Source organism: Bacteroidota bacterium (genome assembly GCA_039111535.1).
Taxonomy (GTDB): domain Bacteria; phylum Bacteroidota; class Rhodothermia; order Rhodothermales; family JAHQVL01; genus JBCCIM01.
Window position 1 is genome coordinate 24,831 of the sequence record JBCCIM010000001.1, and the last position, 22,545, is coordinate 47,375.

At 50.8% G+C, this 22,545-nt stretch carries 22 protein-coding genes and 1 tRNA gene; 5 read left to right on the top strand and 18 right to left on the bottom strand.

Going from position 1 to position 22,545, the window contains the following annotated elements; all coding sequences use genetic code 11:
• The first annotated feature begins 177 nt into the window (after positions 1–177).
• Positions 178–2,652, top strand: coding sequence for a S8 family serine peptidase (locus tag AAF564_00105; GenBank protein MEM8483913.1), 2,475 nt, complete (start codon positions 178–180; stop codon positions 2,650–2,652).
• 126 nt (positions 2,653–2,778) lie between these two features.
• On the opposite strand, the gene AAF564_00110 is transcribed toward AAF564_00105, so the two are convergent.
• The 10 genes from AAF564_00110 to AAF564_00155 all read right to left on the bottom strand — a co-directional run bounded on the left by AAF564_00110 (position 2,779) and on the right by AAF564_00155 (position 11,172).
• Entirely contained in the window at positions 2,779–3,993 is a 1,215-nt protein-coding gene (locus AAF564_00110; protein ID MEM8483914.1) for a HAMP domain-containing sensor histidine kinase, read from the bottom strand.
• 142 nt (positions 3,994–4,135) lie between these two features.
• Entirely contained in the window at positions 4,136–4,660 is a 525-nt protein-coding gene (locus AAF564_00115; GenBank protein MEM8483915.1) for a hypothetical protein, read from the bottom strand.
• Positions 4,661–4,831: 171 nt separating this feature from the next.
• Positions 4,832–5,287 carry a DUF1801 domain-containing protein gene (locus tag AAF564_00120; GenBank protein MEM8483916.1) on the bottom strand — a complete coding sequence of 152 codons (456 nt, stop codon included), beginning with the start codon at positions 5,285–5,287 and terminating at the stop codon, positions 4,832–4,834.
• Between the two features lie 36 nt (positions 5,288–5,323).
• Positions 5,324–5,797, bottom strand: a complete 474-nt coding sequence (locus AAF564_00125; GenBank protein ID MEM8483917.1) for a DUF1579 family protein — start codon at positions 5,795–5,797, stop codon at positions 5,324–5,326.
• 47 nt (positions 5,798–5,844) lie between these two features.
• Positions 5,845–6,381: a DUF4199 domain-containing protein gene (locus tag AAF564_00130; GenBank protein MEM8483918.1), complete on the bottom strand. Its 537-nt coding sequence runs from the start codon at positions 6,379–6,381 to the stop codon at positions 5,845–5,847.
• A gap of 106 nt (positions 6,382–6,487) precedes the next feature.
• Positions 6,488–6,904, bottom strand: coding sequence for a response regulator transcription factor (locus AAF564_00135; protein ID MEM8483919.1), 417 nt, complete (start codon positions 6,902–6,904; stop codon positions 6,488–6,490).
• A 94-nt stretch (positions 6,905–6,998) separates the two neighbouring features.
• Positions 6,999–7,982: a YafY family protein gene (locus tag AAF564_00140; protein ID MEM8483920.1), complete on the bottom strand. Its 984-nt coding sequence runs from the start codon at positions 7,980–7,982 to the stop codon at positions 6,999–7,001.
• Between the two features lie 36 nt (positions 7,983–8,018).
• Entirely contained in the window at positions 8,019–8,669 is a 651-nt protein-coding gene (locus AAF564_00145; GenBank protein MEM8483921.1) for an RsmG family class I SAM-dependent methyltransferase, read from the bottom strand.
• A gap of 81 nt (positions 8,670–8,750) precedes the next feature.
• Entirely contained in the window at positions 8,751–10,649 is a 1,899-nt protein-coding gene (gene mnmG / locus AAF564_00150; protein ID MEM8483922.1) for a tRNA uridine-5-carboxymethylaminomethyl(34) synthesis enzyme MnmG, read from the bottom strand.
• 70 nt (positions 10,650–10,719) lie between these two features.
• Positions 10,720–11,172, bottom strand: a complete 453-nt coding sequence (locus tag AAF564_00155; protein ID MEM8483923.1) for a hypothetical protein — start codon at positions 11,170–11,172, stop codon at positions 10,720–10,722.
• A gap of 245 nt (positions 11,173–11,417) precedes the next feature.
• Between AAF564_00155 and AAF564_00160 the strand changes: the two genes are divergently transcribed.
• Positions 11,418–12,206 (top strand): response regulator, encoded by a 789-nt coding sequence (locus AAF564_00160; protein ID MEM8483924.1) that lies wholly within the window; start codon positions 11,418–11,420, stop codon positions 12,204–12,206.
• A 670-nt stretch (positions 12,207–12,876) separates the two neighbouring features.
• Here AAF564_00160 and AAF564_00165 read toward each other — a convergent pair.
• From AAF564_00165 to rpmH, 5 genes are all read right to left on the bottom strand, one after another.
• The gene (locus AAF564_00165) at positions 12,877–14,745 is read right to left on the bottom strand and encodes a GspE/PulE family protein (GenBank protein MEM8483925.1); all 1,869 of its coding nucleotides are present in this window, start codon (positions 14,743–14,745) and stop codon (positions 12,877–12,879) included.
• A gap of 135 nt (positions 14,746–14,880) precedes the next feature.
• A complete protein-coding gene (mnmE, locus tag AAF564_00170; protein MEM8483926.1) occupies positions 14,881–16,260 on the bottom strand; it encodes a tRNA uridine-5-carboxymethylaminomethyl(34) synthesis GTPase MnmE in 1,380 nt (459 codons plus the stop codon).
• A gap of 23 nt (positions 16,261–16,283) precedes the next feature.
• A complete protein-coding gene (yidC, locus tag AAF564_00175; GenBank protein ID MEM8483927.1) occupies positions 16,284–18,137 on the bottom strand; it encodes a membrane protein insertase YidC in 1,854 nt (617 codons plus the stop codon).
• 79 nt (positions 18,138–18,216) lie between these two features.
• Positions 18,217–18,657, bottom strand: a complete 441-nt coding sequence (locus AAF564_00180) for a ribonuclease P protein component (GenBank protein ID MEM8483928.1) — start codon at positions 18,655–18,657, stop codon at positions 18,217–18,219.
• A gap of 14 nt (positions 18,658–18,671) precedes the next feature.
• Positions 18,672–18,827 (bottom strand): 50S ribosomal protein L34, encoded by a 156-nt coding sequence (gene rpmH, locus AAF564_00185; protein ID MEM8483929.1) that lies wholly within the window; start codon positions 18,825–18,827, stop codon positions 18,672–18,674.
• Positions 18,828–19,010: 183 nt separating this feature from the next.
• Between rpmH and AAF564_00190 the strand changes: the two genes are divergently transcribed.
• Positions 19,011–19,084 (top strand) — tRNA-Val (locus tag AAF564_00190).
• Positions 19,085–19,223: 139 nt separating this feature from the next.
• Here the strand turns inward: AAF564_00190 and AAF564_00195 are convergent.
• The 3 genes from AAF564_00195 to AAF564_00205 all read right to left on the bottom strand — a co-directional run bounded on the left by AAF564_00195 (position 19,224) and on the right by AAF564_00205 (position 21,121).
• Positions 19,224–19,694, bottom strand: a complete 471-nt coding sequence (locus AAF564_00195) for an aspartate carbamoyltransferase (protein ID MEM8483930.1) — start codon at positions 19,692–19,694, stop codon at positions 19,224–19,226.
• Between the two features lie 274 nt (positions 19,695–19,968).
• Positions 19,969–20,121 (bottom strand): hypothetical protein, encoded by a 153-nt coding sequence (locus AAF564_00200; protein MEM8483931.1) that lies wholly within the window; start codon positions 20,119–20,121, stop codon positions 19,969–19,971.
• A 148-nt stretch (positions 20,122–20,269) separates the two neighbouring features.
• On the bottom strand, positions 20,270–21,121 hold the full coding sequence (locus AAF564_00205) for a hypothetical protein (protein MEM8483932.1): 852 nt from the start codon (positions 21,119–21,121) through the stop codon (positions 20,270–20,272).
• 228 nt (positions 21,122–21,349) lie between these two features.
• Here AAF564_00205 and AAF564_00210 point away from each other — a divergent pair, with 228 nt between their 5' ends.
• On the top strand, positions 21,350–21,955 hold the full coding sequence (locus AAF564_00210) for a protein-tyrosine-phosphatase (protein ID MEM8483933.1): 606 nt from the start codon (positions 21,350–21,352) through the stop codon (positions 21,953–21,955).
• A 27-nt stretch (positions 21,956–21,982) separates the two neighbouring features.
• On the top strand, positions 21,983–22,528 hold the full coding sequence (locus AAF564_00215) for an NUDIX hydrolase (GenBank protein ID MEM8483934.1): 546 nt from the start codon (positions 21,983–21,985) through the stop codon (positions 22,526–22,528).
• Positions 22,529–22,545: the final 17 nt, after the last annotated feature.

Genomic DNA, 22,545 nt, shown 5'->3' on the forward strand with positions numbered 1-22,545 from the left:
AACCAGTGCCAGATACTGGTAACATGCAAATCTGCGTTTTTGGTATTGTTTTCTATCATTCAATTCCGGCACCTTCTTTGATAGCAATCACAATACCATCATTTTACCACCCCCTAAAAGAAGGACTCGATCAACCGCACCCGCCGAAGATGTACCATTGCATTAATTCGGTGAAACATGAGTCGAATCCCCCCCAAAAAAACCAGTTGGTACAGCCTGGCTGTCCTCGCTTTCCTGTTCCTGAGCCCAGCAATCCTGCAAGGATGTGATGGCTTGCTCAACAGCGACGAAACAGACATTATCGACCTGGCAACTACCCCCGATGAAAAATTCCGGCATAAGAGCTTGCTGGATAAGGCAGTAAAACAAGGACAAGCGAACAAATCAGGGAGTAACAGCCTCGGATTGATTATCGCTATAGAACCCCAGCGTGTGCTGGATCGCTACAGAATCCTCGACCGCTATCGTATTCTGGATCGCTACAGAATCCTCGACCGCTACGAATACAGCGAAGCCTTTGAAGGTTTTGCTATTTCAGTAGATGATCTTGAAGGACTCTCTGAATACAACGCATTCCTCGACATGCTTGAGTCCGATCCGGATATCCTCTGGATCGAACCTGACTTCAACATTGAAACACCATTACCCGCCGCCGGCACAAGTTCTTCCGGCCAAATGATTCCCTGGAGCGTCGCTACCGTTGGTGGTAAAGACAGTTGGGCGCGCTCCGGAGACGGCAAAGGCGCTGTTGATGTTGATGTTTATGTATTGGACACGGGCGTGACCAATGATGAATTAAACATCTCAACTTCAATTGATTTCCGGGACAGCACCTTGAGCGGTGATCCGATTGATTATGATGGACACGGTACGCACGTGGCCGGCATTATCGGCGCTATCGACGATTACGATGGCCTTGTTGGTGTTGCGCCGGGTGTTCGGGTACACAATTACAAAGTGCTGAACGATGACGGCAGAACCGATGTCTCTGTGGTTATTGCGGCTGTTGAATACCTCATCCAGGAGAAAGAAGCCAATCCGTCACGGCCCATGGTTGTCAACATGAGCCTTGGTGAAGACATTGGAACGGAAACCTACACGGCTTTGGATCAAGCAGTACAAACGGCATCAGATGCCGGCATTGTGATGATTGTCGCTGCAGGAAACCAGGCCATCAACGCATCCAAAGTAACACCGGCTCATGCCCGTGATGCCATTACTGTAGGGTCGTATGATGTCAACGGTGTTTTTTCGACCTTCTCCAACTTTGGTCCGGCCATCGATATTCTTGCACCGGGTGAAGCAGTGATTTCGCTGGAAGCAAGTCAGTCTGGCAATGGCCGACCCATGTCGATGACCGGTACCTCGATGGCAGCGCCACACGTAGCCGGCGCCGCAGCCCTTTACCTTGCCCATAATCCGTACGCAACACCAGGACAGGTTTTGGAAGCCCTGCTTGAAGATGCAAAAGACTACGTGGTCGGTACGCCGAACTCCACAACCAACAAATCGGTTTGGGTAGGCAATGCATCTACAGAAATGTTCTCGGTTGCAATTAACAACGCCGCAGACGATGCTGAGCAGGGGACCACAAATGGCGTGTTCTATAACCAGAGCCCGGATCTGGAGTTGGCAGACGACCCGCAAAACACCAGTGCCGGGCAAATGGTAGGATTGCGGTACAACGGGATCAACATCCCGCAAGGCGCAACCATTACCAATGCCTACATCCAGTTCACGGCTGACCGCGAATCGGAAAGTAACACGTCACTGGTTATCAAGGGTGAAGCTTCAGCAAATGCCGGGTACTTTGCCTATACAGACTACTCGCTAACAAACCGTCCGCTCACCAATGCGTCTGCAACCTGGACGCCAGGCGAATGGGATGATGAAGGCGACAGTGGGATTGCCCAGCGTACAAGTGACATCGCAGAAGTTGTGCAGGAAATTGTCAGCCAGCAGGGTTGGCAGGCCGGCAATAGCCTCGCCATTATGCTTACGGGTTCAGGTAGCCATGCAGCCGTATCGTATGATGCCAACCCTTCTGCAGCGCCAGTCTTGCACATTGAGTGGTTGAACACAGGCTTCACGCCGGCACCTTCAACAGGTGGAAGTGGTGGCAATAGTGCTACCGCTGCGATCAGCAGTCCGTCTGACGATGCAGAAGAAAGCCCTTCACGCGGCAGCATGTATCTGGGTTATGACGAGATTTATCTCGGAAATGGTAGCAGTGCATGGCACACCGGCCTCCGGTTCACCGATCTGAATATTCCGCAGGGTGCAACCATCACGGGTGCTTATATCCAGATGACGACGTATGCAGTCTCAAGCACGCACACCAACCTGACGATCTCAGGTATGGATGCGGATAATGCTGCGACCTTCTCGAATTCAAAACGGAATATTACTTCGAGAGCCGTCACGAATGCTTCGGCAAACTGGGTCCCAGCTGCCTGGAATACAGAAGGTGAAGCCGGGCCGGCGCAGCAAACACCTGACCTGTCTGCAATTGTCCAGGAGATTGTTAATCGGCCAGGCTGGAACAGCAACAACGCGCTTGCTTTCAGGCTCTCAGGCACCGGATGGCGAAACTTTGCAGCCTACGAAAACGGGGCACAATCAGCTGCCGTACTGCACGTAACCTGGCAATAAACAACACACCTTTTAACCCGATATAGACCAAGACAACCGAGTAAGCAATAAAGGTTGCCTGTTGCAAACACCGTAGGATCGAGGCGGTAGTTTGCAGCGGGCAACCTTCTTGTTTATCCAAGCTGTCTATACGAGAGCACCAAGGGCATAACTCGGCGCGGCTACAGATTCAGCTACAGGAATTTTAAACCAGAATGCAGCGCCTTCTCCCAATACACTTTCCACACCCACCTGGCCACCATGCTGCTCGATGAATTGCTTTACAATGTAGAGGCCATATCCGGAAGAGTGCTCGCCGGCGGTTGGTTGGGCCGATAACCGTTGCTGCTTGCCAAACACAAGTTGCAAATCTTCGTCTGTTAATCCGGGACCTTCATCGCGTACGCTTACCCATACATCCTTCTCCTGCGTCAACATTTCAACCCAGATACGACCGTGCATTGCACTGTATTTAATTGCATTTGAAAGCAGATTGTCCAGCACACGCTGCATCGCAGTCACATCTACCCGAACGGCTACTTTTTCTTGCTGACCACTAAAGAAGATTTTCAGGCCTTTGTTTTTTGCATGTACACGATTCCATTTCAGCGTGGTAACGATGATGTCATTGAGAAACACTTCCTCTTTCTGAAGCGGCCCTTTTGCACCATGCCCGTGCCTGTCCAGCATCCCTTCAACATTAAGCAACATCTGCTTGGCAGCCTGGTGTACAAGGCCGACATTTTCCTGCACATCCGGCATACGTTCGTGGTTCGGCATATACGCGAGGTCTTCCTGGATTATTTCGGATATGCCCAGCACGCCGCCAAGCGGGTTTTTGAGATCGTGTACGGTAACCCCTAAAATTTCCCGATTTTGCTCCAGGGCAAAATTCAATTCTGCCGTGCGCATTTCAAGCGAACGGTTGGTATGCGACAACTGGCTATTCGCCCAGTTGAGGCGATCATTAGCGCGCTCCAACAAGTCGTTTGTGTCAAGCAGGGCACCATTGGTAGCCGCGAGCGCATTGATTACATCGCTGTGCGCCTGGTTGATTCGGTTAACTTCATCCGTACGAAGAGAAACGACGTGCTCCAGTTCGTCTGCGCGCTTGTGGAGGTGTCGCATCTGGTATAGATGTATGCCGTATGCACCACCAAAAATGAGCGCAATGACAAGCGATACAAAAAGAAGGGTGCCCCACACAGAGCGCGACCAGGCCGGCTGCTCGGGTGGGTTCATGGAACGTTCGACCATTGCTACCTCATGCACGGTGGCATCCTGCTGCACAAGGTGGTCAGTTGTCCGGTTATCAACCGGAAAAGAAAAGATCAGGGCGAAAATAAGGGATACCCAAAACATGCTTCTGCTATTCAAATGCTGAGTCCAGATTTGATTTGCAGTATCGGTTACATTCAAGCAACCTCAAGGCACCCAGTATAGCGCGGCACTAATCAACTACACAACGAAACAGTTGACTTCAGTACTATAACCCCGTAGCGCGCTATTCTTCTTTCAGAATCGCTGATAGGCGATAGCGCAAGACAATGGCTTGCTCGTCCCGGCCATATACCCGCCGTAAATTGCGCATTGCAACAGTCGCGTCCATATCATCAAAGAAAGCAACAGCATCAGCGTCCTGCATTTTGTATGCGGCAAGCCACGTTTCATGGGATAAGATGGCCTGTTCGAGTTGCTCGTACCGGGGTGTTTCACGTGAAAGTTGTGCAGCATCTTCTTCGGTCCAGCCAAAAGATACCATGCCTTCGCGCCCACGACGCAACCGCAACCTGTCGGGATCGGAGTTGAGGAGGTATTCAAATTGCAGTTGCCGGCGCCGCCATGTGTCGAGTACAAGTGCGGTATCACGGGCAACTATGGCCTGATAAGCCGGCGCTTCAGCAAGAATCAGATCAGCAATCGACTTTTGATGCGCCTCCTGAACGAGCAGCAATTCTGAAAAAGCCTTACGGGCATCATCATGGGTAGGACGCAATTCACCACACCCCATGCCTAAGCATGAAGCCATGCTGAACAGAAACACTAATCCCACGATGGAACGGTAGTACATATGTACAAAATGCTGATCCTGATGATACCGGGGCGCAGGTGGATAAGCGCCTTCTATCCTACGCTCAACTCAACAGCAAGATGCCTGCATCCAACCAGTAGCCAGAACAAATTCCCAGCGATGTACCAACTACTTCTGCCGGCTCGCTTCGTAAATGCCGATCCACTTTTCTGGTGGCATCTTTCTGATCAACTCTGCGATCAGATCATACGGAATTGTTTTTATATTTTTGAAGCGAATACAACTCTTGCCCATGTTGAGCTTGGTCTTGCTATGCTTCGGATATTCCCCCTCAAACCAGGCAAGCAACTCGCGATCTGCATAAATGCCCATGTGATACAGGGCAATGAAATTCTTCTGCGAAGCGATATTGACAAATGGGAGCGGATCGCTTGGTTTGCAATGATAGCCATCCGGATACATCGAATGGGGTACCACAAACGCTGGCATACCATACAGCATGGTTTCCGCAAAGCCTTCGGGGATATTTTCCTGAATAACTTCGAGCAACCTATTAAAGGCTGGCTTGCGTTCCTCGGGTATAGCTTCCAGGTATTCTGCTACAGATGATACTTCGTATTTCATAATAGGCTCTCAATTGGACTTCGAAGCGCTGCGCGTTCAAGCCCTTGTGTAAACTGTTTCAACGGCCTTCGCTTCCAACCCTTCCGGGGTGATATTGTAAGCAGTGATGACCAGCTTGTTTTCATTTTCGAGGGCATAGGTAGTGCGCCATCCCCAATCAGGAAATTCTGGCCCAACGCTGTACGTGCCCGCAACAGAGAATGCATTACTTTCGCTATCAGCGGCGGGGCCAACAGAAAACATGATAGCATAGTTCATATGAAAACTGTCGAACCATGACACTTCAAAATTTGATGTCGCTTTGTTGCATGTGATGGTCTCTTCGCCGGCCCTGGTTTTGCCCTGCATCTCACCGGTATAGGTGTGCCGTAAAAAAGGACCGTGCGGCAACATCTGCATTTCACCTTCCACAGCTGACTCATCAGCCAGTTTATTGGGCTCAAACCAGGTACGGCATGTCCCTTTCCAGTTTCCGACCATGGCTTTCAATAATGCAATTTGCGCTTCCATTGTTTTTCAGATTAAAAACGTTAAAGGAATTTAGACAGCAAAGAAATTCAGGCAACGTTAGCCGGCAGAACTTTTGCATTTCTCAGTACAGCTGCAGAAATCAGAGACACCAACAAGCCTACAGGGAAAATCTCGCTGAAGGTAATAAACAAACGGAATAACGGATTGCTGTAACGCGTTTTCAACTGGTCCATTTCTACAACAATTTGCTCCAGTTCTGCCCCGGTTACACCGGCAGCTTCTTTGGCCGAAATAACGCCAGCAATGTAGGTATCAATAAACGCATAATCTGTAATTGCCAGGTGCGCCTCCCAGGCCAATACGTAAATCAGGCTTGCAACAAGAGAAATGCCCAATCCCATCAGCAGGGCCGTCCCAAACTTGATCACACCCCCCAATTCCTGATCGCGGTACCGCTTGATGGCCACAAAAATGACACTCAGCGCAACCAGCATGACCAGATAACCCAACCATTCAAGCGCTGCCATCGAAGTGTCTGCGTTTGAAGTCACCAAACTCAGGATGATACTGCTGATAATAATTGATCCTGAAATGACACCATAGAGAACAATATGCTTTTTCATTTTACGCCTCGGTTTAGAAAATAACTGGCGATGAAACTAGCCGGCAGTGGTACGAATAGCATCACCCATGCGGGTGATTTTGCCCCATTCACCCATTTTAATGAGTTCAGGGAATCATCTGCAGCTCTTTCGCTTTGTTGATTGCCTGCTGCCGGCGAGACACTTCCAGTTTCTGGTATAAGTGGGCCAGGTGGGTTTTGATGGTGTTGGGGGAGACAAACAGGCGGTCTGCTATTTCTTTATTTGACAAGCCTTCTGCCAATAACAATAGCACGTCATATTCTCTATCGCTGATACCCAAATATTCGAGGGCGCGCTGATTTCTTTCGAACGTGTCGGCTGCCTTGCGGTTACCGGTAAGCTTTAAGCCAACCCATATGCCGAGACAGGTAAAGGTGAGCGCAATGATCAGGGCATAAATTTCAGGCGAGAAAATGCGGACCGTGTATTTATAGTTTAGCCAATGCAGCGAGAATGCAGCCAGCCCGATCACGGCACTATAAACCAAAATTGACCGCTTCATTTTATTTCTAAACGCTGAAAGGTAGCACGCAAAATACTTGACAAAGCCTGTAAAGAGGGGGGATGCGCAAGATAAGAAATTGCCACTAACCTGCTCAAGCGTTGTATTGTGCGACAATTTGCTCAGCCTTTGCCCTGAGCAGGTGTTTCAGCTGGTCTGGCTCCAGCACCTGCGCTGTTGGGCCATAACGCAGTAACCAGCCGGCGAGATAGTCCATGTTTTCGAATTCGAATCGAACCGTAACCGTGTCTTCAGCCTCCTCTTCAGCCTCAATAACAGCCGGTACGCTGCTACGCGCCCATCGGTACATGTACTTGTCGAACTGAATGGCTACTGGAATATTTTTGGGACTCTCACCGCGTTCTGCGAGATGCGCAGCCAGATCAAAACCTTCCGGACGCTCAAACTTCTCGAGCAACACGCGTAAAGACTGAATATTTTCGAGTCTAAAGCTCCGTATGTCGCTGCGCAACTGATCAAACGCAATCAGATTCCAGTGATCTGTATAATAAACCAGGCCAAGCGGATTCACCGTGCGCCGGGTAAGTTCGTTTCTGCTCACCACATGGTATTCCATCAGCACACTATACTGACGCGCGACAGCCTGGCTCAATTCATACCACCGTCCTTCTTCCGCATCCGTAATGTTGGGCTCATGGCGGTGCAGCCAATACGGATCCATGACGGTGTTTTCCTGCAGGCGTTCTACATAGTCCTGGATTTCCCGCGGTAACACCTGGTGTATTTTCATACCTACCAGATCTGCGTCTTTTGCAAGGGAAGCATCGGACTGCAGCTTCATAAACTCGGTACCCAGCAACAGCGTAGCAGCTTCCCTTGCCGTTAACATCAGTGGGGGGAGTTGGTAGCCTTCCAAAATTTCATAGCCACCGCCATCTGCATAAGTCAGGGGGACGCCCGACTCACCGAGTGCGCGCAGGTCACGAAAGATGGTGCGCCGGCTCACACTAAAGTGTTCAGCTAGATCCCGGGACGTCATATTGGGGCGGGTTTGTAACAACAGAACCAGGGCGAAAAGACGTTCGGTTCGGTTCAGGATGCGGTCAGCGCGAGCCATAACAAGAACTGGTAACTGGAAATGTGGTGGATGCGATCACTCTAATGTATCACATATGTGCAAAATATACTTCTCTTTATAGAATGATGCACGTTCAATTGCGGCAATTGATGATTTTTCAACATTTAAAGACGGAAAACCCGCATGTAAAGATGCAATTTCAGCATCCAGGTCGCCACCTTTCAAGCAAATAAGCCCTTGCGACCAGTTATGTGCGGCGTTTTGGCTGTATGTGTTGAAACAGCGTGTATGCCATGACCACAGCGTCGACAGGGGGGCGGTAGCGCGTGAAACCGAGTAGTGCAGCGTACCATCCCATTTTTCTGCTCGACCATGCCAGGTGCTAAGATTGGGCAATCCTATCGTACGCGCCATCGCGCGAATGGCCTGTAATTTTTTCTCTACCGCATCAACGCCAATGAACTGGACGTCGGGAAATACAATGGCAAGGGGAATAAGCGGCAAGCCGCCGCCGGTACCCCAATCAACCACCGTGCACCCTGCAGGAAAACCGCGGCGTGCAATCAGCAAGCAGTGTGCGATGTGCCGTTCCTGGATGAAGGGGATGGTTGTGGGAGAAATGAGATTGAGCTTGGTAGTGTACCGCGCGAGAAGCGCAGCATATTGATCAAGTTGTTCTTGTTGCGCGGGGGATAATACCGGCGCCTTGTCGTTGATGGACTGCAAGGAATTTCTAAAATGGTACGTGTAGCGGGCAAACCAGCTTTAACAAACCCTGCCAGCAGACCCTGCAACGGCCTGCGTTTATCAGGTTGCCTTGGCCGGCTTCTTGTATTTCTTCAACATAACCATCAATACGGATATATCCGCTGGGCTCACGCCACTAATCCGAGACGCCTGGCCGAGGTTATCTGGCTGAATTTTCCCTAATTTCTCTCGGGCTTCCATGGTTATGTTTTGCACCTGATGGAAATCAAAGTCACGCGGGATGGTCCATGCTTCCAGTTCGATCATTTTGTCGACCAGTTCGCTTTCGCGTTGCAGGTAGCCGGCATACTTCAGGTCTATTTCAACCAGCGTTGCGATTTTCTCCAGTCCGGTATCATCAGCAGACACTTCCTGCTGCAACCCAGTGTGAGAAAGCAGGTCCGGCAAGGACACCTGGGGACGCACCGCAAGCTTGGCAATACGCTCTGGCTGCTTGATAGGGGAGGTCCCTATTTGCTCCAGGTAATCGTTAACCACGTCGGGCTTTACGTTTCTATCGCGAACCACTTTTTCCATCGCCTCCATCGCCGCTTTTTTAGCAAGCATGCGATCGTATCGTTCTTTGGTTGCCAGGCCTAGCGTATACCCCATTTCAGTGAGGCGCAGATCGGCATTGTCTTGCCGCAGTAGCAGCCTGTGCTCAGCGCGCGATGTAAACATGCGATAGGGCTCATCCGTCCCTTTTGCCACAAGGTCATCGATGAGCACCCCGATATAGGCTTCGGAACGCTTAAAGATTACCGGTGATTTGTCGCGCAGTTTCTGTACGGCATTAATGCCAGCAACCAATCCCTGGACTGCGGCTTCTTCATATCCGGTTGTGCCGTTTATCTGTCCGGCAAAGAATAAACCTTCGACAAGTTTGGTCTCGAGGCTGTATCGCACCTGGTAAGGCGGGAAGTAGTCGTATTCAATGGCATAGCCCGGGCGAAGCATGTGCACATTTTCAAGCCCCGGAATTTCGCGCAGGGCACGATACTGCACTTCCTCAGAAAGGCTCGTCGAAAATCCGTTTACGTACCACTCATACGTCTCCCAGCCTTCAGGCTCAAGAAAAACCTGGTGGCTTTCCTTCTGCGCAAAACGGTCAATTTTATCTTCGATTGACGGACAGTAACGCGGCCCACGGCCCTGGATACGCCCCTGAAACATGGGGCTATCCGCAAATCCTTCCCGCAAGATGTCATGCACAGCCGGCGTCGTTTCTGTCAGCCAGCAGCTCAATTGACTGTCCGGCAGCTTGTCAGTCATAAACGAAAACGGACTTGCCTCGGGGTCACCGGGTTGCTCTTTCAGCTTTGCAAAATCCACAGAGCGGCCATCGATACGGGGTGGGGTACCGGTTTTGAGTCGGCCGCTTTCAAAGCCGAGCTTTTGCAAACAGGCCGTCAATCCAACCGATGCACGCTCGCCGGCACGGCCGCCACCATACTGCTTTTTACCAATATGAATGGTGCCATTCATAAAGGTGCCGCTGGTAAGAATTACACAACGCGTTTTGAAGTACTGCTCAGATTGCGTGTGCACCCCAACAATTTGCCCATCTTCAACTTCAACCGCTGTTGCCATGTCCATCCGCATAAACAAATTCGGTATGGACTCCAGGTCGCGCCGGACAGCTTCCGCATACATCATGCGGTCATTCTGGGCACGCGGACTCCAAACAGCCGGTCCTTTTCGCTGGTTTAGCATACGAAACTGGATACCCGTAGCATCCGTAACGCGGCCCATGAGTCCGCCCAACGCGTCAATCTCGCGGACCAGTTGGCCTTTTCCGATCCCACCGATGGCCGGGTTGCACGACATCTGACCAATTGCCTGCAGGTTCATGGTAATCAGCAGGGTACGCGCACCCATCCGGGCTGCTGTGGCAGAAGCCTCAGCGCCAGCGTGCCCACCGCCAACAACAATGACATCGTATTCGAAATAATCAGCCATACTTCCTATAAACAAATAAGTGCTAGCCCGAAAACTATCAGCCTAGCACTTAAAGCGGAGTTTTGTTTCCTTAATCGGTAATAATAAGGGTCAAACCGTACCTAACGTCGTCAATGGACAGGTCTGCGTTATAGTGCGGGATATAATAAAGCGTGTCATTTTGCGAGTCGAGGTCTTCGATACCGAAGGTTCGCAAACCGACTACGCTTTGATCACGTTCCAAATCCATGAATACAGCCTGACGCTCAGGTGAACGGTTGGAGCTGCTTTCAATACCAATCTCAAACTGGCGTACGATAGACTTGCCTTTTTTAAGCGCTACTTCGTATTCCCCAAGGCTGCGACGAACACGCAAAGTCATAGGCGTAAATCCTTTGTCACGTCCTTCTACAAAAACCTGAACAGATTCGCCTTCATACAAAGAGGACAGTGTTTTTCCTGTGCCATCTGTCTGGGAAGTTGCGCACCCGGCCACAGCTACACTGGTCAATAGAATTAGCCCTGCATAGAAAATGTTCTTCATGTTATCTCGCCGACAATTTTTGATGGTGGTACGGAAGGGAAAACACTGTACCAATTGCAGGTATACACCGGCTGCATACGTGACAATTCTACAAGCGTAAACCACATGTAAATGTTACGCCCTCGTTATTTGTTATCAATTCCAGACGTATCTGTTCCTCTGCGACCGGCAGCGAAGCTTTACCAGATTAATATAATGCCGAAACTGTTACTGATAAAAAGCCTTTATTTTTCCACTACCTGCGCATGTCGGCAGACCCACAATTTCACGCAACGCTCGAAGCTGCTGCTGCTGCTTTCTCTGGCCATCTGGTGCAGCAGTTGGATTTGCTCGAAACAACTTGGCAGCACTTTCTCGAGAAAAGAGGGGAGGGAAGCATATCCCTGAACAGGTTAAACACCATTGCCCACAACCTGTACGGGCAAGGTACCTTTTTTGGCTACCCGGAAGTCACGCAGCTTGCCGGCAAACTCGTTGCCTCACTCAATATCTGTACACCAGAGCTAACGCCGCCAGCCCAGGAAATCCAGGCTTCCGTCGATCGCTACATCAACCAGTTAAAGCAGGCTGCGTTTGTTGACCAGGAGCAGCACAAGAACCTGTTCAGACAAGACACAATAACGGCAATAGAAAGCTATAAAGAATCGGTAGCGCCCAATGCATCGCCTCGGAAAATCCTGGTTATTGAAGATGCCGACCTGATGCGCCGGCACATAGTGTCGAGCTTTCAGCAAGCCGGCTTTTTGGTCTACGAAGCCGCTGGAGGTTTGCGTGGTATCGCGCTGGCCACCCAACATTTACCCGACCTGATTCTGCTGGACATCAAGATGCCCGAAGTGGACGGCTTTGCGGTCCAGCAAAAAATCCGAACCCATGACGACTTGTTCGATGTGCCGCTGATTTTTCTCACCTCACTGAGCCGCGTTACCATCGCACAAATCCAAACAGCCCTTGCGTACGGCGTAACCGATTACATCTCGAAACCATTCAACATGTCCCGACTCATCGAAAAAGTAAAATGCCACCTGACCTAAATTAAAACAGGTGATGAGACCCTTCGTTTTGAAACCTACCGGTATCCCTTCAACCCTTACCTTGCGCAGTTTAACCGACCTCAATTCGCCTTCACTCGGGCAACGCAGCAATCACTTTCCTTACCGCACAACCTTCCCTTTTTTGGATACCGGTCTACACACCGCAAAGACCTTCCACCCAAGCGCCACAACGCAACCAACCTCTTTATTGCCGCCCATGCGTTACGTGTTAGCGGGCATTAAGCGCTGTTTTAAAATGGAATGGGCCTGGCCAGTATCATCCTCGTTCCAAAACAGACACCCTCAAATACCTCCAAAAACGCCGTTTTACGGTAACCGTTACCAATTAAGCTACAGCAAAAGGGTCGCGAAAGGGGCTTTCAGGGCTGTTTGGATTTGAGCCGGCAGTTGTCTCAAATGCCGGCTTACGATAACGCGCATGTGATAGCGTACATCGAAACTGTGACGTTTCGGCCGGCGAAAACCAGGCACGTTGACCAAAGGCAACGGATCTTCAACTGTTTGGATTTATCCATTGCAAACCATAAGACCCACGACACCTGTCCGCGTCAATTTTTGTGACCAAAAATTGCCAGGTCATGGGGGCATGCAGCTGTTTGGATTTCAGTCTGTTTGGATTTGAAGGTAACTGGTTTTGTAACCGATCACACTAAACCTGGGTAGCAACAACACGGACCAATTCTTCGATAGACGTCTCGCCAAGCTTGACGTATTCGCGCGCAGAATCCTGAAGGGTCATCATGCCTTCTTCAACGGCAGTCTTGACAATGGCGGCTTCATTGATGTTCTCTTTGGAGTCTACAATGATGCTCCGAATGGCCGGCGAAAATGCCAGGGTCTCCGTGATCGCGCGCCGGCCTTTGTATCCTTTACCTTTGCACTTTTTACAATTTTTGTTGTTGCCAGTTTTGTAGAAGGTATTGTCCTGGATTTCGTCATCGGTGAAGCCGATGCTCTTGAGCAGTTTGTTTGTTTGGGTTTTGTCGGGCACCTTGCACTTCGAGCACAGCCGGCGGATCAATCGCTGTGCAACCACGAGGTTAATCGCGTAAGCAATCAGGAAGGGCTCAACGCCCATTTTATACAGACGGCTAACAGCGCTTGCGGCATCATTGGTATGCAGCGTGGAGAAACACAAGTGGCCCGTATTTGCAAGCTTGATCGCCAGGTCGGCTGTTGGCTTGTCACGCATCTCCCCCACCATCACAATATCCGGGTCGTGTCGGAGGATCGCGCGGATGGCACCATTCAAATCCAGCTTGTGACTCAGCTTGATCTGGCGTACCCCGTTGATGATGTACTCCACCGGATCCTCAACCGTAAGTACGTTTACCTTCGGTGTCACCACCTGGTGCAAACAGGCAAACAGGGTTGTCGTTTTACCTGACCCGGTCGGACCGGTCAGGATAACCATGCCGTTTGGCTGCCGGATTGCATTGTTGAATCGATCCAGCGCTTGCTCCAACAAACCAAGCTGCCGGAGGTCGGTAATTACGTTTCGATCATCAAGCACTCGAATAACGATGCTCTCAGATCTCACATCCTGCGAGGCGTTTGCAATGGGCAACACCGAGACACGAAATCGAATGAGCGTATCATCTATCACGCGCTGAATAAATCCATCCTGTGCCGACTCGCGCTCGAAACGGTCGACGTTGAGCGAGTTGTCTTTTACAACAGCGAGAAAGGCTTCTGCATCAAACCGCTTCTCCACATACCAGCAATCAAGCTGACCGTCAACGCGGAAATGGATTTCAATTTTGCGGTCTTTGTTAGGGAAGATGTGAATATCCGATACCCCTTTCCTAACAGCTTCCAGAATGGTCGCTTCAAAAAGGTTGATGAGCGACGAGCGTCCAATTTCTGCTTCGAGGGCGTCTTCATCGATGAGCCCGGTTGACTTGGCAGCTTCAAACGAGGTCCCCAGGTCTAGTGCAGCATCTTCTCCATTTTCAACACGGTCCAGGTACTCGTTTTTCTCAATTACCGGGAAGCCCTCCTGGATCAGCGTAACAATATCTGATTCAGGGACAAACCGCAGTTCGTAATTCTTGATGCCACAGCCGCGCAGGATGCGAGAGACTTTGTTGTTTGTCGGATCGTGTGTAGCAAAGAGCCATGTATTCCCCTGCCGGCCGATGGGTGCCATGTGATGGTCGCGAAACATCTTCCAGGCTGTCTCAGAGAATGCCTCTTTTTGCTGCTGCACAAACCCGTACGTTTCAGCAGAAATCTTCCCTTCATCGAACGCATAGACCTCAGCTGCACAGGCATAGATTTCGTCTTTGTTGAGATCAGGATCTTTTGCCAATACGCGCCACAAGGTATCCGCGGATGCAATCTCTCCCCCCTCTTTCCACTGCCTCCAGGCGTGCTCGATTTTCTCGATAGACACCAGTTGCTTGAAACTCATCATGATCACAACGCGATCACGCAATTCAAGCAAAGAAAATTCTTCGGCAGGTTGTTCTTCGGGAGCTGGTTTGGTTGCCTGCGTAACGGAACGGGCTAATTTCATAATCAGAAAGTCCTGGCACTCAGATGGTCGATTTCAACAGGCCGTTTACAGATGGATCGATGTGAATCGGCCTCTTAAAAGGATCGGCTGAGGTACCCGGATCTATAGCCCTGTACCATAGGAATTCGCCCTCCCCTACTTTCCAATACAGAAACGGGAAAAGATTTGATCTAACACGTCTTCGTTGGTGATTTCGCCCGTTATGTGTCCCAACTCATGCAGTGCAACGCGCAGGTCGAGGGCAAGCGTATCTCCCGTTGCATCCATTGCCATTGCCTGCTGCGCAGAACGCACGGCGCCGAGCGCGTTTTCAAGGTGTGCCTGGTGTCGCTGATTCATCACGACAGGCGATGCTTCTATATTTTTCAGATCAGTGCCGGCAATGGCGAGCATCTGGTCGATGAGGGGTTGTAGCAAGGATGCATCGTGCCGGCCCTTCTCAGACGAAAGCATCTGGTGCTCGGGGGTGGTTGCTGGTTTTGATTTGCTTTCAGGCCACGCATCGAGCTTGTTGCCGATCAGAATAATGGGCAGATGCTCCTGGGATGCACGCATCGAAGTCAGCCACGCTTCCTCTTCCGCATCGAGTCCGGTATTTATATCGTAGACGTAGAGCAGCAAGTCTGCTGATTCAATGGAGCGCTGCGCGCGGCGTACACCTTCTGCCTCAATCACATCCTGCGCATCGCGGAGGCCGGCGGTATCAACAAACCGAAACCGCAGGCCTTCTATTTCAACTTCCGCTTCAATTTCATCGCGGGTGGTACCCGGAATATTGCTCACGATGGCCCTATCGCGTCCGGCCAGCGCATTGAGCAAGGTAGACTTCCCGGCATTTGGCCGGCCGCCTATTACAACCCGCACACCATCGCGCACCAGAACGCCCAATTGATAGGAACCAACCAGTGCTTCCAACAACACACGAATCTGCTCCAGCAAGGCTGTCAGGCGGTCCCGATCGACGAAGTCTACGTCCTCTTCTGAAAAATCCAGTTCCAGTTCAATGAAAGCGCACAGAGAAAGCAGTTCTTCTCGCAAGCCGGCCAACTGTTCAGCATACCTTCCCTGGATGTGGTGCAGCGAAACGCGGTGGGCCATCGTTGAAGAAGCATGGATGAGATCAGCAACGGCTTCTGCCTGCGTCAAATCCATTTTTCCGTTTAGGAAAGCCCGTTGCGTGAATTCACCAGGATTGGCAAGGCGCGCACCGTGGTCTACCAGGGTCTTGAGGATAAACTGCGAGGCAAAGTCACCGCCATGGCAAGAGATTTCTACAACGTCTTCGCCAGTGACACTGCGGGGAGATTTGAACACGACCACGACAACCTGGTCAATATCAGTGCCAGCAGCATCCTGAATGTACCCAACGTGGGCGGTGTGGGAAGGGACCGTTTTGAGATCTTTGCCACGAAAACAGGCCCCGGCAATGGTACAGGCCTCGGGGCCCGACAGGCGAACAATGGCAAGGGCAGCCTCACCACGGGCCGTAGCAATTGCAGCGATGGTGTCGGACATACGCGTTTGGGTTTGTCCGCTGTTTATCGCTTCACGCGAGGCGACTTGCCTTTTTGCCGGCCATTGGAGCGCCCGTTTTTCGAGCGACCATTTGTTTTGGATTTTGTAGCAGCTTTGCCTTTTGCGTTTTTGCGTGGCCCACCCTGCTCTTCTTCAAGCTTCTTCTCAGCTTCGATCGACTTGTTGATAAACTTCTGCTGAATCGCTGTAATTACGTTATAGCAGAGATAGTACAGGTTCAGACCAGATGCCCATTTGTTGAAGATGAAGAAAATCATCGCCGGCATCAGGTACATAATCATTTTCGCCTGCGGATTGGTCGACGGCGATGCCTGGATGCGCATCTGGATGATCATCGAAATACCCATCAACATACAGAAACCAGCTACAAAGTCACCGTAAAGTGGTATTTCAAACGGCAAGCTCAGGATTTTGTCTGGTGCAGACAGGTCATTTGCCCAAAGGAAACCCTGCTGGCGGATTTCGATCGACTGCGGCAAGAACTGCCACAACGCGATAATGATGGGGTACTGGAACAGCATCGGCATACAGCCCCCGAGCGGATTCACACCGGAATCCCGGTAAAGCTTCATCGTCGCTTCCTGCTGCTTCTGAGGGTTATCCCCATACTTCTCCTTGAGCGCTTCGAGCTTCGGCTGCAGCTCACGCATTTGCGCCATGCTGCGGTAAGACTTCTTCGTAAGCGGGTATACGGCTCCTTTTATCAGGAAAGCCATGATAATGATGATGATACCGTAGCTTGGGATGTAATTATCCAGGAAGTTGAATACCGGGATAAAGACAAACTTGGCGATAGGCCGGGTCAGAAATTCGAAGAAGTCCCACCCGTAATCCACCATATCATACAGGCCAAGGTCGTAGGCAGATATGCGGCTGTATTCCATGGGGCCCAGGTAGAGGCGAAATTCGTCTACGTCGCCGGTAGCAGCCGGCATTTGCAGGCGGGCCTCGTAATCTTCCCGCATATCCGGATCTTCAAGCTCGCCAAAGCGCTCGCCAATGAGCTCGGCCCCGCGTGTATCGCCGGAAGGAATCACAATCGCGGCAAAATACTGGTTCTTTACGCCAATCCAGGAAACCGAGCCCCGGACGTCTTCTTCTTCGTAGTTCTCGCCGTCGAGGGTAATGCCAACAACATCTTTGCCGGCGCGGGCATAGCTGGCGGTTTTGATGGCTTCCGTTTCGTGGTCACCTTCAGAGAACGGCACCCCGCCATCCCAAAAGAGATCGTATCCTTCGCGGGTAGAGAATGAGAGGGCATCTTCCTGTTGAAGGGAAAGGCCAACTTCATAGCTGCCCGGGGTGAACGTATACGTCTGTATAATGCGCCCCTCCCCTACCTGTACAGCAAACTGCAGGGTTGCCGGGTCGTCACCTTCATCCAGGCGAATAACATCGCCGTTTAAGTCAGTTTCAAAAAAGAAAGACCGCGTATCAACATTGCGGCTCGATGGGGTTGTAAAGAACAGACCAAGTGAGCCTACTTTAGTGGTATCAACGATATTGATTGGCGTTTCCTGGTCAAACTGTTTGAAGTTTTTCAGTTCAAAAGAAACCAGGGTGGCGCCTTTTGTGGAGAATTGGGCTTCGTAGAGGTCAGTTTCTACGGTAATAATGCGTGCTTCACCAGTTTGCGCGGCGGCAGTTGTAGAATCAACGACAACGGGTGGCGCTGCTTGCAGCGTGGGCTCCTGGGCACGCTCTTCTTCGGCCTGGAGTGGGATTTGTTCAGTAACGAGGGTAGAATCAGCACCTGGGCCTTCACCGGGAGGCGGCAAAGGCGGGGTGATGAAATAGAACCATACCAGCAGAATCAGGGTGATGAGTACGGTTGCAGTGACTACGTTGCGATCCAAAGTCTTGTCCTTTTTAGTCCACGCGGCCTTGTAAATGGGCCGTAAGTCGTTGTTCTACCTGTAGTTTAAGGAGAAAGGTTCAATCGGGCGTGTAGCCTTCTTGAATTTTCCTGACAAGCGACGAAAAAGCGGTGGGTATATGCCGGGGGATTTGCTGCGCAGCAGCGTCGAGGCTCCCCCTGAAAATAACCATGATGGTCAATGTGGTACCAGGCTGGCTTGCGCATGCATCGAGCAGCATATGCTGGTTGCGCCTGAAAGCCTCGCGCATGTGCCGCTTCAGGGCATTGCGGTCGACGGCTCGTTTGATACCTCTGCCGGTGGTAAATCCAATTTGCAGGGGTACCGAAGCTGCAAGCTCATCCGGGGCTACTTGTCTGAATACAAGGCGGATGCAGCCGGCAGTAACGGTTTGGACGTCCTGTCTGTGTCGATCAAAAAGGGGACGAATGAGGCGTTTCCGCTTGAGGCGAAAGCCAGGGGGGAACGATAGTCGACGAACTGACGGGTCCTGTGCCACACCGGGCGCCGGGCTTATTTACCGCTGCGAGTATCGCTAACAGTGAGAACTTTACGACCTTTTGCACGCCGGCGGGCGAGCAGTTTGCGTCCGTTTTTTGTAGCCATACGAGAGCGGAAGCCATGTTTGTTGGCGCGCTTGCGTCGGCTGGGCTGGTAAGTGCGTTTCATTGATCTAAATTCAGCTGAATGATCCTGCTTCTTAAAAAGAGAGCAGGGTTTAATGCACTGCCCCCCGCCGGGTTTCGCCCTTCTCCCCTGTTTAACGAATTCTCAGGATTTGGAAACTTTTATTGTAAAGGTTAAGTTTATCGCCCTCTTTCAAAGGTATGCTGACATTGCCTTTTGATATTGGGGCGATTAGCTCAGCTGGTTAGAGCGCCTGCCTTACAAGCAGGAGGTCACTGGTTCGAATCCAGTATCGCCCACTTGAAGCCTTGCAAACACCGTTTGTGAGGCTTTTTTGTTTTCAATCGGATCACACAGCATCTCTCGCCCACAGATCCTCACCCGCCAAGGGTAACGACCGTTCAACAGTTCACCCTAACCATTGTATAATCGGCATGCTTAATCATGCCCTTGCGCGTGACTTCCATGATCAGAAAGTTGTGCATCGAACCAATGATGAATCGCTTCTACCAGCACGGTTTCCTCGCTCGTATAGAGAATTTGACCGCCATTCTCGATTTCACTGTACGATATATCGAGTTGCTCGTGCCCCATCGCCAGTGCATGAAGACCCGGCATGTTGTGGCCGTGGATCATGGCGGGTTCGTGGAAATCCCCCGCAGCAAACTTGCCGGCAATTTCCTGCAAATGGGCGCGGATCAGTGCAACCTCTGAAGCATCGCCGTCATCCGAGTATACTTGCTGCAAACCACCATCTTCCCGTTTGTCGAATACGTGGGTGGAACGGTCCAGCTCGAATGGCATCACTTCCGCTCCGCGTTCAGCAACAGCTTCTTGGCGGGCAGGATCAGGTGCTTTCTGACAACCCGCAGTCAGCATCAAAAAAAGCAGCATCACAATTCTAGCCATTGTTGCCTGGTTGTGGTTTGTTTTTTGTTGGCCGAATGAACCAGCTCGCAGGACTGCACCATCAGACTGCAATACTGCACTTTTCTTCCAGAGATATTAAAGGCATTACGATCCTTCACACAGCACTATCCGTGTGCGTGCTCATCCTCAACGCCAGGCTTCTCCTCGAAAGGTTCACCATTTTTGCCCAACAAGTGGTAGTACACTTGACAACACAAGCGAAATCGCCAACAAACGGTAAATTTATCGATATGCTCTGCCTTTGCGAAGCAATCTACTTCCGTTTTGTACGCTCAATAAAAGAAATAGCAGACAGTTTCTTGTCGTCAGCCAGCATTTTCTCCACAACTTTCTTTCGCGTCATTATCGTAACCAGCCGCCGGAAAACCTCAAGGGCTTCAGTGTATTGGCGATCGGGGCGATTCATTTGGGTAGGGGTTTAGTTTGAATGCCGAGTTTCGAATGCCGAATGGGGATTGTACAATATCGGGTTATGCCAAGGAAACATCAAAATTTTCAATCCGATTTAGGCACTGCGCTCAATTCTTAACGCATTCAGCCTGGAAAACGGGCTGTCAAACGTCAGTTTTGGAATCAGCGGCACCAAAAATACCAAATCGTTTTTTGTGCTTGCCTTCAGCCGGCCGTTTTTTGAACAGCCATGAAATGGGTGACAACCGGTCGGATTTACGGCGAGGCTTTGGCAATTCTCCGGGTACAGCTTTTTCATCCGGGTTGCCTTCTTTGGCAACTTCCACGGGCCAGGGGCGAAACTCGGGGAAAGCCGGAATCTCTCTGGAAACAGGGACATAGGTGCGCGGCTGCGCCGGCTGCTCCCTGTTTACTGCGCCGAGAAAGACCTGGGCCTTCTCCTTCATCCAGGCGTCGTGGTCAACGCCAAGAAAATCTGCTGTCAACTGGTGTTGCACAACATTGGCCGGCAAGAAGCGCTGTGCCTCTTCAGGTTCAGCCTGCTTGTAAAAACGGATACCCTGTTCAGTATAGAGCCACTGCACAAACCGATCAAGTGTGGCTTTTTCGTGCCGGCGCACCGCCAGTTTGCACTGTATGGGTTCGGTGTGCGGGTCAACCCCGTATTGTTTTTCCAGATAGTGGTAAACCCAACGTTTACCCTGGGTCACAGCTTCTGCAACGATGGTTTTTGATGGAAACACAAAAAAGAATCCCGCATCATCGTTGTGGCTAGAGGCTTCCAGTACAAGTTTATAGTGACCGGTTGCCCGTACGGTAGCAACAATACCATACCCAAATCCGTGCCCGCCCAATTTGGAGAGGCTACGTAATTCAACAGTGGCAAATACATCATTCAACAGCAAAATCGAGTGATCTCCCTTCTCAGGTACAATCACAACCATGCCGTTCTGGCGCGCTGTATCTCGATCCAGTGCGTTTTGATTCGCATACATTTAGCTACACCAAGGTGTTAGGTACGGGTAGAGCTAAACAGACATGTGGGTCCTGGACATGTACTTATTAGTCATCCCTGAGCGCATGAAGTGCTGATTTGAAGTGTCTTTTCAGGTGTCCCATAACAAATGCCAGCACAATTTATCATTGCCTTAACATCCAGCCGGGGAGCTGATGCCTATGATATGCAGGCATTCGTAGTTTGTTTTTTACAACACTTGATTATTGTGGAAATTTACCCCGGATTATCAACCTACATCGCGTCCCTGATCCATAGTTTCGATCAGATTCCGGCTGCACGGAAGGTTGCCCTCGAACAATTGGCTGCTTATATAAATACACAGCCACAACCAGCTAAGCTGAATTTTATCTGTACCCATAATTCGCGACGCAGCCATATCAGCCAGATATGGGCCGCTACAGCAGCACACTATTATAATATAGCGGCCACCTGTTACTCCGGCGGTACCGAAGCAACAGCGTTTAACCCGCGGGCAGTAGCAGCTATGGAGCGGGCCGGGTTCATGATTCACAATCCCGGCGGTATCAATCCGCAGTACCTGGTAAGCTTTGCAAAAAACGCGCCGGCGCTAACCTGTTTTTCCAAAACCTATGACGATCCGGTTAACCCATCAACGGGATTTGCAGCAGTCATGACCTGCAATCATGCAGACGCCCATTGCCCCTTCATCCCCGGCGCTACACGCATTGCCTTGACTTACAAAGACCCAAAAGAAGCTGACGACACCCCAGAGGAAACCGCACGCTACGATGAACGTGTACGGCAAATTGGCACCGAACTCTTCTACGCCATGCACAGTGCTGCGCGTTAACGCTGCCCTGCCTTCAGACGGTATAACATGTTAAAACGTTGGAAAAAACTCGGCCAAACCGTTCGATTTGTAAATCCATGGTGGACGTACAAAGTTGATACCTTTCAAATTCCCGATGGCGTAAGCGGAGAATATCATTTTGTTTATACACGCGGTTCCAGTGCCGTGGTACCAGTAACAGCTGCCGGCAAAATTTTACTGGTTAAGCAGTATAGATATTTGTGCGACCGCGAAAGCCTTGAATTCCCTTGTGGCAGCATTAATGAAGGCAGCGACCATAAAGAAACAGCACACCATGAACTGGCTGAAGAAGCCGGCTTTGAAGCCGGCACCCTCGTTGATGTTGGCCACTTCAACCCGTACAACGGCGTCACCAGTGAGATTTGCCACGTATACGTAGGATCAGACCTCACGCCAACGGAAGCAAAACCAGATCTGACCGAAGAGTTTGAAATACACCAGTACAGCATTCACGAAGTTGATGCCCTCATCCGTGAGAATACCATTTGGGACGGCATGACACTCGCCGCCTGGATGTTAGCGCGCCCCAGGGTATTGGCCCTGTTAGGCTAGACTATTTGCCCTTTCAG